At 60.3% G+C, this 17,247-nt stretch carries 16 protein-coding genes and 1 tRNA gene; 11 read left to right on the top strand and 6 right to left on the bottom strand.

Going from position 1 to position 17,247, the window contains the following annotated elements; genetic code table 11:
• Positions 1–29: 29 nt before the first annotated feature.
• From hisF to CLU80_RS15205, 6 genes are all read right to left on the bottom strand, one after another.
• On the bottom strand, positions 30–800 hold the full coding sequence (gene hisF / locus CLU80_RS15230) for an imidazole glycerol phosphate synthase subunit HisF (protein WP_007897430.1): 771 nt from the start codon (positions 798–800) through the stop codon (positions 30–32).
• A 9-nt stretch (positions 801–809) separates the two neighbouring features.
• Positions 810–1,547, bottom strand: coding sequence for a 1-(5-phosphoribosyl)-5-[(5-phosphoribosylamino)methylideneamino]imidazole-4-carboxamide isomerase (hisA, locus tag CLU80_RS15225; protein ID WP_003220753.1), 738 nt, complete (start codon positions 1,545–1,547; stop codon positions 810–812).
• Positions 1,548–1,589: 42 nt separating this feature from the next.
• Entirely contained in the window at positions 1,590–1,850 is a 261-nt protein-coding gene (locus CLU80_RS15220) for a DUF2164 domain-containing protein (protein ID WP_003220751.1), read from the bottom strand.
• Positions 1,851–2,489, bottom strand: coding sequence for an imidazole glycerol phosphate synthase subunit HisH (gene hisH, locus CLU80_RS15215; protein WP_007909206.1), 639 nt, complete (start codon positions 2,487–2,489; stop codon positions 1,851–1,853).
• Complete coding sequence (gene hisB, locus CLU80_RS15210; RefSeq protein WP_007909204.1) at positions 2,489–3,082, bottom strand: imidazoleglycerol-phosphate dehydratase HisB; 594 nt, start codon at positions 3,080–3,082, stop codon at positions 2,489–2,491. The genes hisH and hisB overlap by 1 nt, the downstream gene beginning before the upstream one ends.
• A gap of 273 nt (positions 3,083–3,355) precedes the next feature.
• Complete coding sequence (locus tag CLU80_RS15205) at positions 3,356–5,020, bottom strand: OFA family MFS transporter (RefSeq protein WP_099757746.1); 1,665 nt, start codon at positions 5,018–5,020, stop codon at positions 3,356–3,358.
• Between the two features lie 224 nt (positions 5,021–5,244).
• Between CLU80_RS15205 and CLU80_RS15200 the strand changes: the two genes are divergently transcribed.
• The 11 genes from CLU80_RS15200 to CLU80_RS15155 all read left to right on the top strand — a co-directional run bounded on the left by CLU80_RS15200 (position 5,245) and on the right by CLU80_RS15155 (position 17,230).
• Positions 5,245–5,649: an acetyl-CoA sensor PanZ family protein gene (locus CLU80_RS15200; protein ID WP_093430030.1), complete on the top strand. Its 405-nt coding sequence runs from the start codon at positions 5,245–5,247 to the stop codon at positions 5,647–5,649.
• A gap of 78 nt (positions 5,650–5,727) precedes the next feature.
• On the top strand, positions 5,728–7,953 hold the full coding sequence (locus CLU80_RS15195) for an AsmA family protein (RefSeq protein WP_099757745.1): 2,226 nt from the start codon (positions 5,728–5,730) through the stop codon (positions 7,951–7,953).
• Positions 7,950–9,017, top strand: a complete 1,068-nt coding sequence (mutY, locus tag CLU80_RS15190) for an A/G-specific adenine glycosylase (protein WP_099757744.1) — start codon at positions 7,950–7,952, stop codon at positions 9,015–9,017. Before CLU80_RS15195 ends, mutY begins: the two co-directional genes overlap by 4 nt.
• Positions 9,014–9,286 (top strand): oxidative damage protection protein, encoded by a 273-nt coding sequence (locus tag CLU80_RS15185; protein WP_016986336.1) that lies wholly within the window; start codon positions 9,014–9,016, stop codon positions 9,284–9,286. Before mutY ends, CLU80_RS15185 begins: the two co-directional genes overlap by 4 nt.
• Positions 9,287–9,390: 104 nt before the next feature.
• A tRNA-Phe gene (locus tag CLU80_RS15180) sits at positions 9,391–9,466 on the top strand.
• Between the two features lie 418 nt (positions 9,467–9,884).
• Positions 9,885–10,859 (top strand): 2,3-diaminopropionate biosynthesis protein SbnA, encoded by a 975-nt coding sequence (gene sbnA, locus CLU80_RS30505; RefSeq protein ID WP_353616985.1) that lies wholly within the window; start codon positions 9,885–9,887, stop codon positions 10,857–10,859.
• Positions 10,860–10,864: 5 nt separating this feature from the next.
• Entirely contained in the window at positions 10,865–11,896 is a 1,032-nt protein-coding gene (gene sbnB / locus CLU80_RS30500) for a 2,3-diaminopropionate biosynthesis protein SbnB (protein ID WP_353616984.1), read from the top strand.
• Positions 11,890–13,671: an FAD/NAD(P)-binding protein gene (locus tag CLU80_RS15170; protein ID WP_099757743.1), complete on the top strand. Its 1,782-nt coding sequence runs from the start codon at positions 11,890–11,892 to the stop codon at positions 13,669–13,671. Before sbnB ends, CLU80_RS15170 begins: the two co-directional genes overlap by 7 nt.
• Entirely contained in the window at positions 13,668–14,282 is a 615-nt protein-coding gene (locus tag CLU80_RS15165) for a glutathione S-transferase family protein (RefSeq protein ID WP_034153023.1), read from the top strand. The genes CLU80_RS15170 and CLU80_RS15165 overlap by 4 nt, the downstream gene beginning before the upstream one ends.
• Before the next feature lie 17 nt (positions 14,283–14,299).
• Positions 14,300–15,724 (top strand): L-lactate permease, encoded by a 1,425-nt coding sequence (locus CLU80_RS15160; RefSeq protein ID WP_099757742.1) that lies wholly within the window; start codon positions 14,300–14,302, stop codon positions 15,722–15,724.
• 27 nt (positions 15,725–15,751) lie between these two features.
• Positions 15,752–17,230: an aminotransferase-like domain-containing protein gene (locus tag CLU80_RS15155; RefSeq protein WP_095047155.1), complete on the top strand. Its 1,479-nt coding sequence runs from the start codon at positions 15,752–15,754 to the stop codon at positions 17,228–17,230.
• Positions 17,231–17,247: the final 17 nt, after the last annotated feature.

The following is a 17,247-nucleotide window of genomic DNA, read 5'->3' as shown; positions in this document are numbered from 1 at the left end:
TGTCCACTGGCCTGTATCGATCTTGACGCTTAACGCATCACGATCCCGCGATGGGCCATATAGGCCTTGGCTTCCTGCACGGTGTATTCGCCGAAGTGGAAAATACTCGCCGCCAGCACCGCACTGGCATGGCCCTCGAGAATGCCGTCAGCCAAGTGCTGCAGATTGCCGACGCCGCCGGAAGCGATCACCGGGATGCCCAGCGCATCGCTGATCGCGCGGGTCACGCCGAGATCGAAACCGTTTTTCATGCCGTCCTGATCCATGCTGGTCAGCAGGATCTCACCGGCACCGAGGCCTTCCATTTTCTTCGCCCACTCGACCGCGTCGAGGCCGGTTGGCTTGCGCCCGCCGTGGGTGAAGATTTCCCAGCGCGGGGTTTCGCCCGGGCCGGAGACTTTCTTCGCGTCGATGGCGACAACGATGCACTGCGAGCCGAAATGCTGCGCCGCTTCACCGACGAACTCCGGGTTGAATACGGCAGCGGTGTTGATCGATACCTTGTCCGCGCCGGCATTCAGCAGATTGCGAATGTCCTGCACGGTGCGCACGCCGCCGCCAACGGTCAGCGGAATGAACACCTGACTGGCCATGCGCTCGACGGTATGCAGCGTGGTGTCACGGCCATCGACGCTGGCGGTGATATCGAGAAAAGTAATCTCGTCGGCACCCTGCTCGTCGTAACGACGGGCGATTTCCACCGGGTCACCGGCGTCGCGGATGTTTTCGAACTTCACACCTTTGACGACCCGGCCGTTGTCCACGTCCAGGCAAGGGATGATGCGTTTGGCCAGCGCCATGGTCAGTCCTCAGCCTTGGTACGAATCGCAGAAAGCTTGCGCTTCGGCGACGTCGAGGGTGCCTTCGTAAATCGCCCGGCCGGTGATGGCGCCGATGATGCCTGGTGCTTTGGCGTCGAGCAGCGACTTGATGTCACCCAGATTGTGGATGCCGCCGGAAGCGATCACCGGGATCTTGGTGGCAGCGGCCAGCGCAGCGGTGAACGGCACGTTGCAACCCTGCATCATGCCGTCTTTGGCGATGTCGGTATAAACGATCGAGGAGACGCCGTCGGCTTCAAACTGCTTGGCCAGATCGATGACCTGCACGGTGCTGATTTCAGCCCAGCCATCGGTGGCGACGAAACCGTCTTTGGCATCCAGACCGACGATGATCTTGCCCGGGAACGCGCGGCAGGCTTCAGCGACGAACGCCGGATCTTTCACGGCTTTGGTGCCGATGATCACGTAGCTCACGCCAGCCTTGACGTAGTGTTCGATGGTTTCCAGCGAACGGATACCGCCGCCGATCTGGATCGGCAGGGTCGGATAGCGCTTGGCGATCGCGGTAACCACTTCGCCGTTGACTGGCTGGCCTTCGAACGCGCCGTTCAGATCGACCAGATGCAGACGGCGGCAACCGCCCTCCACCCACTTGGCAGCCATGCTCACCGGGTCATCGGAGAACACCGTGGAATCTTCCATGCGGCCCTGACGCAAACGTACGCAGGCACCGTCTTTAAGATCGATAGCGGGAATAATCAGCATCTGGCAAACCTTCAAATTTGAATGTTCAGCTTGGCTCGGAAATCAGTTTTTCTCGAGCGCCCACAGGTCGCTTTCGATGCTTTCAAACCGCTCTTTGAGGTGGGTCTGCACATCGAAAATCGCCCTGTTGTAATAGTGCGGAGCAATTTCGCGGGTAAACAGCTCAAGAATTTCCGCCGCTTCGAACGAACCGAGATCCAGTTCGAAACGGTCTTCCATGAACCGCTGAATCTTGCGATTGGCCTCGTTCTCCTGCTCGGGAGTAAGGGTCAGAATCGGCGGTTTGGATTTCTTGGCAGCCATTTACCAGCGACCGTCCCACGCAGCGAAGTTCTGCAGCAATTGCAGGCCATGGGTATGGCTCTTCTCCGGGTGGAACTGCACGGCGAAGCGCGAGCCATCGGCCAGCGCCGCAGCGAAATCGACACCGTAATGACCGCCACCGACCACCTGCCGCGCGTTGGCGGCGGCGATGTAGTAGCTGTGCACGAAGTAAAAACGCGCCATGTCCGGAATGTCGTGCCACAACGGGTGGCTGACCTTCTGCTTCACCTCGTTCCAGCCCATGTGCGGGACTTTCAGGTGTTCGCCGTCTTCATGCAGGTCTTTGCCGAAGAACTTCACCGCGCCCGGGAACAGGCCGATGCAGTCGACGCCGTCGTTCTCTTCACTGGTGTCGAGCAACGCTTGCATGCCGACACAGATACCGAGGAACGGACGATCCTGACTGACTTCACGCACCAGTGAGTCGAAACCGAGACGACGGATCTCCGCCATGCAGTCGCGAATCGCGCCAACACCGGGGAACACCACGCGGTCAGCTTCGCGAATCACGGCGGCATCGCTGGTGATCAGCACTTTACCGGCGCCGACGTGCTCGAGGGCCTTGGCCACCGAGTGCAGGTTGCCCATGCCGTAATCGATAACTGCAACCGTCTGCATTACAGAACGCCTTTGGTCGATGGCATTTGCCCGGCCATGCGCTCATCCAGCTCGACAGCCATGCGCAGCGCGCGGCCGAAAGCCTTGAACACGGTTTCGATCTGGTGGTGGGTGTTGGTGCCACGCAGGTTGTCGATGTGCAGACTGACCAGCGCATGGTTGACGAAGCCCTGGAAGAACTCCTGGAACAGGTCAACGTCGAAGCCGCCGACGGTGGCGCGGGTGTACGGCACGTGCATCTGCAGGCCTGGACGACCGGAGAAGTCGATGACGACGCGCGACAGCGCTTCATCGAGCGGCACGTAGGCATGACCGTAGCGACGGATGCCTTTTTTATCGCCGATGGCTTTGGCAAACGCCTGGCCAAGGGTGATACCGACATCTTCCACCGTATGGTGGTCGTCGATATGCAGATCGCCCTTGCATTCAATATCCAGGTCGATCAACCCGTGACGGGCGATCTGATCCAGCATGTGCTCAAGAAAAGGAACACCGATATCGAATCGGGCCTTTCCGGTGCCATCAAGGTTGATCGAGGCTTTGATCTGGGTTTCCAGAGTGTCGCGCTCGACAGACGCCTTACGTTCGGCCATCACCAGCTCCGCAAAATCATTGGGCGAAAAAGGCAGCCATTATAGGCACGCGAGGCGCAAACAGAAACACGAGAGGTGAGATGGCTGACGGATAGAACGCCCGGCTGTCGCGGGTAGACATGTCCATACAAGCCATTACAGGCAGCGCAAAAACAAATGTGGGAGCGAGCTTGCTCGCGAATGCGGTGGGTCAGCCAACACTTATGTCGACTGATATTCCGTCTTCGCGAGCAGGCTCGCTCCCACAGGTTCGGTGTTTATTCAGCTAACACCTTAGTGAAACAGTACCGCCGTTTTCTGCAGGGTAACCCACACACCCCACGCCAACGGAATACCCACCACCAGCCACGCAGCGATCGCCAGCGGCTTGCTGCCCGGGGCGGCTTTCCACTCCAGGACCGTGCTGGCATCAGCACCTTTGTCGTGACCCAGCGCCTGTTCGGCAGCCAGCTCAGCGTCGGTCATGAAGTATTTGTCAGCCACCGGACGCACCAGCAGGTTGCACAGGAAACCCAGCACCAGCAGGCCTGCGAGGATGTACAGGGTGATGTCGTAAGCGGCAGCGCGTTCAACGCCGATGCTCAACTGATACTCACGCAGGTAGTTCACCAGCACCGGACCGAGCACGCCGGCCGCAGCCCAAGCGGTCAGCAGACGACCGTGGATCGCACCGACCATCTGCGTACCGAACAGGTCGGCCAGATACGCCGGCACCGTGGCAAAACCGCCGCCGTACATCGACAGAATGATGCAGAACGCCGCCACGAACAGCGCAACATTGCCCAAATGGCCCATGTTCGGGATCAGCGCGTACAGGGCAAAACCCAGGGCGAAGAACACGAAGTAGGTGTTTTTGCGGCCCAGGTAGTCCGAGAACGAAGCCCAGAAGAAGCGGCCACCGATATTGAACAGGCTGAGCAGACCGGTGAAACCGGCAGCAATCGCAGCGATCGAAGCCAGTTGCCCGGCGTCGAGCTGACCAAACGGCACATCGACCCCCAGCAGTTTGCCGCCGAACACTTCCTGCAGCAGTGGCGAAGCCATGCCGAGGATGCCGATGCCGGCAGACACGTTCAGGCACAGCACCAGCCAGACCAGACGGAATTGCGGGGTTTTCCACGCCACATTCACGTGCACGTGACGGTGGGTGATCATCGAGTTCGAGGCTTTCTTCGCCGGAGCGGTCCAGCCTTCAGGTTTCCAGCCGGTTGGCGGAACGCGGTAAGCCAGAGCACCACCGATCATGAACACGAAGTAGATCGCGGCCATGGCGACGAAGCTCTGCCAGACGCCGACACCGGTTGGCGAAGCGAAGTGGCTCATCAGCGCGGTTGCCAGCGGTGCACCAACCATCGCGCCGCCACCGAAGCCCATGATTGCCATGCCGGTAGCCATGCCGCGCTTGTCCGGGAACCACTTGATCAGGGTCGAGACCGGCGAGATATAGCCCAGACCCAGACCGATACCGCCGATCACGCCCGAACCGAGCCACATCAGCCAGATCTGGTGGGTATAAATACCCAACGCGGAGATCAGCAGACCGCCGCACCAGCACAGCGCCGATACAACGCCGGCCTTGCGTGGCCCGGCGTGTTCCAGCCAGCCACCCCAGATCGCTGCCGAGCAGCCGAGGAAGATGAAGAACAGCGTGTAGATCCAGCCGAGCATCGAGATCGGCCAGTCGCAGTTCGACGAAAATACCTGTGCGATGAAGCTCATGTCCGGTGCGCAAGCCACCGGAGCGGTGACGCCCAGCGCCTTGGACAGCGGCAACCAGAACACCGAGAAGCCATAGGCCATGCCGATGCACAGGTGGATGGCCAGAGCGGCCGGTGGGACTAGCCAACGGTTGAAACCGGGCTTGGCGATGATGCGTTCCTTGGACAGGAACGCGGGCTGATCGGCTTTGAGGCCGTCCGCCGTGATGCTCGTGCTCATTGTGTATCCCCCAATTATTAGTATGGTTCGCCAGCCACTGTTCACCCCCGGCCTTTATGCACGCAGGCATGACCGTTTTTTTGGGTGAAGCTCCTTGAAGGCGCGACGTTAAGTCGCAGAAGGACGGACGAACGGGCGAAGGTTACCATTTGCACGTGACAGAAAAACCAAACTGATATCACCTTTTTTCTGTCGTCTGATCTCGTATCACTCAGGAAAACGCCATGCCAATCGTCGTACAAGCGCTGAACGCCGCCAATTATCAGGATCAAGAGGATTTGCGGAAGATTTATCGCGACGCGCCGGACTGGCTGTTTGCGCCGTTTTCCGGTGAAAACAATCTGATCGACCGCACGCTCGCCGAGGGAAGTTTTATTGCCGGGCGTTTCAACGACCGCCTGCTCGGTGCAGCGCGTCTACAGAGGCACCACGACGTTTGGTACTTGTCCCATTTATGCGTACGAAAAGTTACCCGTCGCCGTGGGGTTGCTGAACGGCTGGTGAACCAAGCGCAAAAAATGGCGTCGCAAGCGGGGGCTGAACTGCGTCTGCTGGCGCCTGCCGGGCATCCTGAAGCCTTGGCAATCGCAGCGAAGTTACACCTCCCACTGGAGGTACTGGCAACATGAAGCCACACCGAACCGGGCAATTGCAGCGCTATACTCCCCGGCTAAATTACGAATTCGACTAACTACAAGGACTCGCCCATGAAAGCGTTCGGCAAAATCCTGGGTCTGGTACTTCTCGGATTGTTGCTGATCATTGTGGCGGCAGGTTTTGCCCTGACCCACCTCTTCGATCCCAACGATTACAAAGACGAGATTCGCCAGATAGCCCGCGACAAGGCCCACATCGAGCTGACGCTCAATGGCGACATCGGCTGGAGCCTGTTCCCGTGGCTCGGCCTGGAACTGCACGAGGCCAGCGTTGCCACCCTGATCAATCCGACTGAACCGTATGCCGATCTGCAGATGCTCGGCCTGTCCGTGCGGGTGCTGCCGCTGTTGCGCCGCGAAGTGCAAATGAGCGATGTCCGCGTTGAAGGGCTGAACCTGCGCCTGAAACGCGACAAAAACGGCCACGGCAACTGGGAAGACATCGGCAAGGTGCCGACAGCCGCCGCACCTGCCGGCAGCCCGGCACCGGCCAGCGCAGCCACTGCACAAGCCCCTGCCCAACCGGAAAAACCGCCACAGCCGATCCGCCTCGACATCGACAGCCTGACCGTCAACAACGCCCGCGTTGAATACAACGACGAGCTGACCGGCAAGCAATTCAGCGCCGAGAGCATCCAGTTGAGCACCGGCCCGGTACACGATTCGACGAATATTCCGGTGAAAGCCACGGCATTCCTCGGCACCAACCAGCCGGTCCTGCGCGTGCGTACCGAGCTCACTGGCGAACTGCGCATCGAGCGCGCACTGCAGCGCTACAAATTCGAAGACATGAAGCTGTCCGGCGAACTGGCCGGCGATCCGTTGCAAGGCAAGACCATGACCTTCGCAGCTCAGGGCCAGTTATCGCTGGATAAAGCGGCGAACGTCGCCGAATGGACCGGTATCAAGATCTCTGCCAACCAGTTGCGCGCCTTGGGTGAGCTGAAAGCCAATGACCTCGACAAGACCCCGCAAATCACTGGCGGGCTCTCCATCGCCCAGTTCGATCTGGCGAAATTCGTCGACAGCATCGGTCAGAAACTGCCGGCCATGGCCGAGGGCAGTCTGAGCAAAGTCGAATTGGTCAGCCGCGTTGCCGCCACGCCAACCAGCATCGCGTTCGACAATATCAATCTGAAACTCGACGACAGCAGCTTCAGCGGCCGCATCGCCGTCGAAGACTTCGCCAAACAATCGCTGCGGGCAATTCTCAAGGCCGATACGTTCAACGCTGACCGCTACCTGCCGCCGAAATCGGCACAAGCCAACAGCGCCACGCAAGTGCGTCAGGCCGAAGTCGCCAGCACCGAAGCCGATGCCATGGCCGGTGCCGGCTCTACCCCACTGCCGGACAAACCGAGCAAAACCGCCTGGAGCACCGAGCGCCTGTTGCCGGTTGAACGCTTGGCCAAACTCGACGTCGATGCCGATCTGACCTTCGGCCAACTGACCCTCGACAAACTGCCGATCCAGAACGCCGCACTGAAAGCCACCGGCCAAGGCGGCTTGCTGACCCTGACCAACCTGAGCGGCGAACTGTACAACGGCGGTTTCGCCGCCAATGGCACCCTCGATGTACGCCCGAGCGCGCCTGTGCTGAACCTGCAGACCAAGCTCAATCGCGTGCCTGTAGAAAAAATCCTCGAAAGCCAAGGCAAGAACCCGCCCGTCAAAGGCCTGGTAACCCTCACCAGCAATGTCACTGGCAGCGGCAACAGCCAGCAGGCACTGATCGATACGCTTAACGGCAACGCCAGCTTCGTGATCAACAACGGCGTGCTGCTCAACGCCAATCTTGAACAGCAACTGTGCAAAGGCATCGCCACGCTTAACCGCAAAACCCTCAGCGGCGAACCACGCGGTAAAGACACGCCATTCCAGGAACTCAAGGGCAACCTGACCTTCCGCAACGGCATCGCCAGCAACCCGGACCTGAAAGTGCGCATCCCCGGCATGACCGTCAACGGTGACGGCGACATCGACTTGCGCGTGCTCGGCATGGACTATCGCGTCGGCATCATCGTCGAGGGCGACACCAGCGCCATGCCGGATCCGGCTTGTCAGGTCGGCGAAAAATTCGTCGGCATCGAATGGCCACTGCGCTGCCGTGGCCCGCTGGAATTGGGCGCCAAGGCCTGCCGTGTCGACAACGATCGCCTCGGTCAGGTCGCAACTAAACTGGCCGGCGACAAGCTCAGCGAAAAAATCGACGAAAAACTCGGTGACAAGGTCAGCCCGGAACTGAAAAACGCATTGAAGGGGCTGTTCAAGCGATGAGAGCGGAGCAATTTTCCACGGCGGTGCTGGATTGGTTCGACCGCCACGGCCGCCACGATCTGCCTTGGCAGCAGAACATCAACCCGTATCGGGTGTGGGTGTCGGAGATCATGTTGCAGCAGACCCAGGTCAGCACCGTGCTCAACTATTTCGACCGTTTCATGGCCGCGCTGCCGACGGTCGAAGCGCTGGCAGAAGCACCGGAAGACGAAGTGCTGCACCTGTGGACCGGGCTGGGTTACTACACCCGCGCGCGCAATTTGCAGAAGACTGCGAAGATCGTCGTCAGCCAATACGCTGGCGAGTTTCCGCGTGACGTTGAAAAGCTTACCGATCTACCAGGCATTGGTCTGTCCACTGCCGGCGCCATCGCGAGCATCAGCATGGGCCTGCGCGCGCCGATCCTCGACGGCAACGTCAAACGCGTGCTGGCACGCTTTACCGCGCAAGAGGGCTACCCCGGCGAACCGAAGGTCGCCAAACAACTGTGGGCCACCGCTGAACGCTTTACGCCGCAGGATCGGGTCAACGCCTACACCCAGGCGATGATGGATCTCGGCGCCACACTGTGCACGCGTAGCAAACCGAGCTGCCTGCTGTGTCCGCTGGAACGTGGCTGCGAAGCGCACATGCTCGGCCTGGAAACCCGCTACCCGATTCCCAAGCCGCGCAAAGCCATTCCGCAGAAGCGCACGCTGATGCCGATGCTCGCCAACGGCGACGGCGCGATTCTGCTCTACCGTCGCCCCTCGAGCGGTTTGTGGGGCGGTCTGTGGAGCCTGCCGGAACTCGACGACCTAGATGACCTGCAACATCTCGCCGATCAGCACTCGCTGACCATGGGCGAGCAGCAGGCGCTGCCGAACCTCGTTCACACGTTCAGCCATTTCCAGCTGTCCATCGAACCCTGGCTGGTTCAGGTGCAGGAGGCCGCCCATCACGTGGCCGAGGCCGACTGGCTCTGGTATAACCTCGCCACCCCGCCGCGCCTGGGCCTCGCCGCCCCGGTCAAAACCTTGCTCGAACGCGCGGCCGTCGTCTTGAATGCAGGAGAGTCGCCATGACCCGCACCGTAATGTGCCGCAAGTACAAAGAAGAATTGCCCGCGCTGGACCGCGCCCCTTTCCCGGGCGCCAAAGGTCAGGATATTTTTGACCACGTCTCGGCCAAGGCCTGGGCTGACTGGCAGAAACACCAAACCCTGCTGATCAACGAAAAGCGTCTGAACATGATGAACGCCGAAGACCGCAAATATCTTCAGGGCGAAATGGACAAGTACTTCTCCGGTGAGGAATACGCCAAGGCCGAAGGCTACGTTCCGCCTGCTGAGTAAACCCTGCAAAATCGGGGGCCGGATCGTAAGCGACGGAATTAATTTAAGAAATTTTAAAAAAGTCGTTGACGTAAATCCGAAAAACCCTTTTAATGCGCCCCGTTGCCCAGATAGCTCAGTCGGTAGAGCAGGGGATTGAAAATCCCCGTGTCGGCGGTTCGATTCCGTCTCTGGGCACCAAATACCGAAAACCCTGAATCGCAAGATTCAGGGTTTTTTTATGCCTGCGATTTGATCACGCCTATCTGTCCGCCCCGCAACGCCCTCCTCTCGATACACCTCAAACCCGCCTGTACTGAAAAATACCCAAAATCTGTATCTCTCCCCATGTAGGAAAATTCGCCAGTATTCCTCCAAGCCTTGGCGAGCCAATGACTGGCTCTACTTTGCGCCCCGCAACACTCTGGGCCTCTGAAGCCCTCAGAGCGCAAAACCTGATTTTTTGAATAGATCGGCGTCCACCGCAAGGTCACTTCCTGTCCAGCTAAAAAATCTAAAAACAAACCCAACAGGCGAACTGCATTTACTGCTTTTCAAACATTCCAGGATGAATGCTGGCGCCCCTGTGCGCCCGGCAAAAGAGCGAAACGGACGACGTATGATCAAGCAACTTATCAATGAAGACAGTTATGTGCAGATTGGCGATCTGTGCAGCGCAACGATCCAGCTGAAAATCGAAGGACTGAATCCTGCCGGATCGATCAAGCTCAAAACCGCACACGCCCTGATCACGGATCTGGAAAACCAGGGCCGGATTCACCATAAGACTCGCCTGGTCGAGTCTTCCTCGGGGAATCTGGGGGTCGCGCTGGCCATGGTCTGCGCCGCCAAGGGCTACAAGTTTGTCTGTGTGATCGACCCGAACATTTCTGCGCCGAACAGAAAACTCATGCAGGCACTGGGCGCCGAAATGATCATGGTCGATCAGCGTGACGAAAACGGCGGCTACCTGAGTTCGCGTATCCGTTTGATCGAGCAACTGGTCGCAGGGAACTCCGACTACATCTGGCTCAATCAATACAAAAACCCGACCAACCCCCTCGCTCACTATCAAGCGACCGCGAAGTCCATCGCCCATAAGTTTCCACACGTGGACTACTTGTTCGTCGGCGCCGGTACCACCGGTACTTTGATGGGCTGCAAGAACTACTTCGCCGAACACCATCCGCACACCAAAGTGATTGCCGTCGATACGGTCGGCTCGGTGACCTTCGGTCTGCCGGGCGGTACGCGGCATATCCCGGGGCTGGGTACCAGCCGTCTGCCAGAGATCTTCGAGCCGTCGGGGATTCACGACTTCGTATCGATCGCCGAGGAACAGACGATCAAGGTCTGCCGCTGGCTGGCGCAACGCTACGGCCTGCTTTTTGGTGGCTCCACCGGCACTGTCCTGGCGGGCATCCAGCAATGGGCGCCGCACATCCGTCCTGACGATGTCGTCGTGGCGATCTCCCCCGACATGGGTGAGCGCTACCTCGAAACCATCTACTGCGATGACTGGGTCACCCAGCGAATCGGCGCAAGCGCTTTGCAATCACTCTTTCCAGAAATCGCTCTGGCACTCTCGGCGTAATCCCCATGACTACACACAACTCGATTCAACCGTTCCATGTCATCCCAGGCGCCGTCGTCAAGGACATCCTCAACGGGCTGCGTCACGAAACCATCGACATGGTTGCCCAGACCTACCTGACCCACGAGCGCGGCGAAACCGTTAACCCGGATAGCTACTTCCTGCGTTTTCCGGCGCAACCGGCGAACCGGATCATTGCCTTGCCAGCGGCGATCGTCGACAGCGAGGGCGATCAGTCCGTCTCCGGGATCAAGTGGATTGCCAGCTATCCCGACAACATCAAGTCGGGCATCCCGCGCGCTTCGGCGGTGCTGATCCTCAACGATCCGGACACCGGCTATCCCTACGCGCTGCTTGAAGGCGCGCTGATCAGTGCCGTGCGCACCGCAGCGTCGGCGGTGCTCGGAGCCTGGTGGCTGAATGGCCAGAGCAAGAGCGCACAGAAACTCTCGATCATTGGCGGCGGGGTGATTTCGCGGAACATCCTTGAGACGTTCATCGCCGATGACTGGTCGTTCGACAGCGTGGGTATTCACGACCTCAACGCAGAGTCAGCGCAAGCGCTGTCGTCCTTCGGCAAACAGCTCGGGGTGCCGGATGTACAGCTGTTGTCGCTGGACGAGGCACTGAGCGCCGACATCGTGGTGTTCGCCACCAGTGCCGGCGAACCCTACGTCAACGGCAGCGGCACCTTCCGCCCGGGACAGATCGTGCTGAACATCTCGCTGCGGGATATCGGCGCCGAGATCATCGAAGAAAGTTACAACTACTTCGACGACGTGACCCATTGCCTGAAAGCCAATACCTCGCCGCATCTGGCCGAGCAAAAATACGGTCATCGTGATTTCGTTACCGGCACCGTCGGGCAATTGATTCGCGGCGACCTGCAGGTTGCCACGGACAAGCCGCTGATTTATTCGCCGTTCGGCATGGGCATCCTCGATCTGGCAATTGGCCGGATGATCCACGACATCGCGGTCAAGGACGGTTCGGCGGTCGCCATCCCATCCTTCTTCGGGGAGGAGCGCAGATGGTGAAGGCGCCTCTGCACATCGGCCTGGTGGGCTGCGGCTCACGCGGGCTGTCGATTTTCGAACGCCTGTTGAGCCTTGCTGAAACGCTTGCGGAGCAGCCAGTCGTCATCGATATTTTCGATCCGAACGTGCTCGGAAGCGGCGCGCATTGGCCGGATCAACCGGACTATCTGTTGCTCAACACCGTCGCAGGCCAGCTCGGAGTTTTTCCCGACGCAGCGGCATTCGGAGACCTGGCGGATGCGCGGGAACGGCCGGGCGCGGATTTCCTGACGTGGTGCCACGAGCAGCGCATCAAGGTCGACGCGGACAGCGGACTGCTCGCCGCCGACGGCCGTGACGTTGAGCCGCAGGACTTCCTGCCACGCCATTTGCTCGGCGCCTATCTGGCGGATGCCTTCGCGCAAATCCTCGCGACGGCACCGCACTGGGTGAGCGTGAACCTGCATCAGCAGGCCGTCACCGCAGTCGAGAGCAACGCCGGTCAGCAATACCTGCTGCAGACCGCTTCGGGGGCTGCGGTCACCGTGGACCGGCTGATTCTGACGGTCGGCCATACCGGTCGCCTGCGCTCGGCGGATCGCAACCGCGTTGATGATGTCTATCCGCTGCCCGGCAGCCTCGCCACCATCGAGCCCGGCGAAACCGTGCTGGTCGAAGGGCTCGGGCTGGGCGCGATGGATACCCTGGCGGCGCTGACCTCCGGCAGGGGCGGTCGCTACAAGCGCATGGCCGACGGCAGTCACGCCTATCAGCCTTCGGGCCAGGAGCCGGTGATTTTTATCCAGTCGCGGGACGGGCTGCCGTTTCGCACCCGGCCCAACGGTCTGATTGAATGCCCGCGCCATCGCGCCGTACTGCTGACGAGTGCGCGCATCGAATCCCTGCGGGCAAGCAGCAATAACCGACAGTTGGACTTCGAGCAGGACATCCTGCCGCTGATGCTGCTGGAGATGCGGGCGGCGGCCGTCGCCGTCGTACACAGCCCATCAGCGCCAGAGCAGGTGCTGGAGCGACTCAGGGCCGTTAGCGTTGCTGGCGAACCCGGGGTTGTCGCCTGTGAGACGTTACTGCGTGAGTACGAAGCGACCAGCGGCTCGATCGATCCGCAAGCGCTGATCTGGCATGCACTGCCGGACGACGTGCAGACCTACAACTATCACGCCTGGATCTACGACACCCTCGAAGCCGATTTGCACGAATCGCGACTGGGGCGCGGAGGATCGGCGATCAAAGCCGCCATCGAAGTCTGGCGCGATCTGCGTGACCGCCTGCGTGAGGCCGTCGATTTCGACGGGCTGACCGACGCGTCGCATCGGCAGTTCTATGGCCGTTGGCACAAGGCGATCAACCGCCTCGTTGCGGGCCCGCAAAAAGAGCGCCACGCCGACCTGCTCGCCCTGTGTGACGCCGGTCTGCTGACATTCCTCAAGCCCGGCTCACGTCCTGCGATCAACGACTTCAAACGCGTCGCCGGTTATGTCCAGAGCAGCGGCGTGAGCAACAGCGACTGCGCGCCGGTGCGTGATCTGGCGCGGCTGGGCCTGATCCGCCCGAGAACCGACGAACCGGGCATCGACGGCATCGATGTCGACGCCGCGTGCCACCCGAAATCGAGCGCTGGCGAACCGGTGCGCAACATTTGGGTACTCGGCCCGCTCGCCGAAGGTTCTTGCTACTACAACCACTACGTCACCTCGGCGGGCGCGCCTTCGCGTCTGTTCATGGACGCCCATCGAGCAGCCACTGCCATCCTTGAGACAGGGACTTCAGCATGAAGCTTTTCTACCAGACACATTCACCCTACGCCCGCAAGGTGCTGGTGCTGGCTCACGAACTGGGCATCGCGTCGAGCCTGGAAGTGATCCATCACGAGACCAGCCCGACGTCGCCAAACGAGACCATCTACAAGGCCAATCCGCTGGGCAAAGTGCCGGTGCTGATCCTGCCTGACGACACGGCGCTGTTCGATTCCATCGTGATCTGTGAATACCTCGACGACCTGAGTGACGGGCCAAAACTCATCCCGGCAAACGGCCCTGAGCGCTACAAGGCGCTGCGCCTGCAAGCATTGGCGCAGGGCATGTGCGATGTCGGCATCAAGCTGCGCTGGGAAGTCGAGCGCCGCCCCGAGGCCTTGCGCTATCCGGCCTACGCCGACGGTCAGGCGTTCAAACTCAAGGAGGCTTACCGCTTCATCGAGGAACACGTCGACCTCAATGGCCCGATCACCCTCGGCCACATTGCCCTGGCGACCGCGCTCGACTGGATCGCCTTTCGCCAACTCTCGGACTTTTCCGCTCAAGCACGCCTGACCGAGTGGTATCAGACTTTTTGTGAGCGGGCGTCCATGCGGGCGACCGAGTACAGCGGGCAGACTCACGATTAAGTTAAGGAAAACCGGGTATGAGTTCTCTCTTGTTGCAAATGTCACCGATCGCGCTGGTGATCGCGTTGATCCTGATCGTCCGCCGACCGCCAGTGCAAGCGGCACTGGCCGGCGTAGTGCTGGTGCTCGTGCTGTGGGCCTTGGGCGCAGCCGGGCCTGTGTCGGCGGCGATCAGCACGGCGATCTTTCAGGACACCACCATCCTGTTTCTCAGCACGGCGTGCGTGATTGTCCCGGGGCTGGCCTTCGTCATCCTGGTCGAGCGCGGTGGTGCGCCGCAGGCCATCGGCGCCTGGGTCAAAGAACTCGGCTGGACACCGCCGGCGCAAGTCATCTTCATCGTGCTGGGCCTCGCACCGCTGCTTGAAGCGATGACCGGTTTCGGCGTTTCGCTGATCGCAACCGTGCCATTGCTGATGGGGCTGTTCACCCGCCAGTCGGGGATGAAAATCGCCCTCGCCGGGATGGTCATCATGCCTTGGGGCACACTGGGTCTGGCCACCGTGATCGGCGCGCTGTTGGCGCACTTGCCGGCACAAACCCTTGGCAGTCATTCGGCGCTGATCAGTGCGCCAGTGTTCCTCTGCCTGGCGGCGATTGCTCTGTGGCAGGGTGGCATCCGCACGGTTTCGCCGTGGCTTGGACTGATCGTGGTGACGGCGCTGTTCGTCGCGGTGCTGTTTTCCATCAACCTGTGGATCGGCCCGGAAGTCTCCGGTGTGCTGGCCGGTCTGGCGGTGGCTTGCGTCGGCCTGGGGATCTCTTATGCACAACGGAAGAAACTGGTGCGCTGGCCGAACGCAGCCTGGCCCTATCTGGCCTTGCTGGGGGTAATCGTTGCGTCACGCGGGCTGTTCGTCCTGTCGGGCTGGGATGGGCTATGGATCATCAAAGGCGAGCATGTTTCGTGGAAGCCATTGGCCTCCCCGGGGCTCGCGCTATTGATCGTTACGCTGTTGATGGCAATCAAGCAAAGCGCCGCCGCAGGTTTCCCGTGGCGAGCGCTGTTCAACCGGGCGAAATTTCCGGTCACGACGATTTTCCTGTTCCTGCTGCTTTCGCAGGTGATGGTCAACGCCGGTTTCCTCGTCGAAGCACAGCGCACACTGCAATCGTTGTCGGGGATTTCCCTGGCGCCAACCATCGCAGTGCTGGCGGGGCTTGCCGGTTACGTCACCGGTTCCAACGTCGGCGGCAACACCCTCGTCATGCCGTCCATTGCTGCGCTGAGCAGCGAACACGGTGCCTGGCTGGCCGCGATGGTCAACAGTGCCGCCGGGCATGGCGCACTGGGGTCGCTGTCGATCCTGTCGCTGATCACCGGGCTGGCGGGCGCCAATCGGCATGAAGAAAACAACCTGATCCGATTCGCCTTCGGCCTGGTTGCGCTCAACATCGTCATAGTTGCTGCAACGGGGATCGTTTTGCTCTACTTTCTCTGAATTGTTTCGAAACATCACAGAGAACTTATGGACAGGTTTGATCTACCGGACAAGCGCTGGCGGATAGTCAAGGACTGGATTATTCGTCAGATCGACAGCGGTGAATGGGCAGCCGAAGCGAAACTGCCCTCGATCCGTACGCTGGCGCGAATGTTTGAAACCAGCATCACCACCGTTCAGCGCGCGTTGGCGGATCTGGAAGCCGATGCTTACGTTTCGACCAAACCACGCATCGGCTACTTCGTCTCAGCCTCCGGACAAGCAAAACCCGCCAGGGGTTTTGACTTCTCCAGTGTCACCGTCAACGTCAATCATGCGGTGGTCGCGATGCTCTCCCAAGCGGCCTCGCGCACCACCGCGTCGTTGAATTCAGCGGTGTTGCACAGCGACCTGACACCCAACGTGCTGCTCAACAAGTGCCTGTCGGTATTGGCTGGCAAAGCTGACAACTCGCTGACCGGACTGGTCGCACCGCCCGGTCTGCCGGCACTGCGACGACGCATCGCCGGGCTTATGCTGACCCGCGGCGTGGTCTGCGGGCCGGACGATATTCTGGTGACGTCGGGCGACACCATTGCCCTGGAACTGGCCCTGGAAGCAGTCGCATCGAAAGGCGCTACGGTCGCCATCGAAACGCCGACTTATTACGGCATCCTGCAGACCATCGAACGTCTGGGCATGCGCGCCTTGCCCATCCGCACGCACGGCAAACTCGGTCTCGATGTCGATCACCTCGAAGAAGCGTTGAAGCTGAAAAAGGTCGCGGTGATCTTTCTCAACCCAACCCTGCAGAACCCGCGAGGTTTCATCATGCCCGACGAGACTCGCGCACGGCTGTCACAGATCGCGCGCGAAGCGGACGTGCCGATTATCGAGGACGACATCTTCTTCGACCTGGTGCCGGAAGGCGATCGCCCCCGCGCCATCAAGAGCTACGACACCAGCGGGCAGACGATTTACTGCTCGTCGTTCTCCAAGACCATCGCGCCGGGTTATCGCGTCGGCTGGTGTCTGGCTGGCAAGTACCGCAATGCCATTCTGGCGCAAATGTTTTCGCGCAATCTGGCGGTTTCCAGCCTTGCGCAAAATGTCCTCAACGAATTTATCGGGCGCGGCTACATGGAAGAGCACTGCGCCAGACTCCGCTCGCAACTGTCTTCGCTGGCCAGTTTTGTCGAAGCGCTGGTGCGTACGGATTTCCCTGCGGGCACCGTATACGTGCCACCGCGTGGAGGGTTCATCCATTGGATTGAACTGCCGCTACACACCGACATGTCGGCATTGCAGGATTTAGCCAGCGAACGCGGCTGCCACGTGGCCGGCAACGGCATCTTCTTCGCCGACGGGCATGCAACCACGGGTGTGCGCATCTGCCTTGGCACTGCGCTGACTCCGGGAGTGATCGAGATCCTCAAGGTGATTGCCGAAAGCGCACACCTCGCCGGGCGACCCTCTGACGGACGGCAAAACCTGACTGAGCAACATCAAGAACCAGCCGTTTCCTGAGCGCAAAAGGACGTTTG

The sequence above is a fragment of the Pseudomonas sp. 29 genome (assembly GCF_002754355.1).
Lineage (GTDB): Bacteria > Pseudomonadota > Gammaproteobacteria > Pseudomonadales > Pseudomonadaceae > Aquipseudomonas > Aquipseudomonas neuropathica.
Note: the sequence above shows the minus strand (reverse complement) of the source record. Positions and strands in the feature narration are given on the sequence as shown.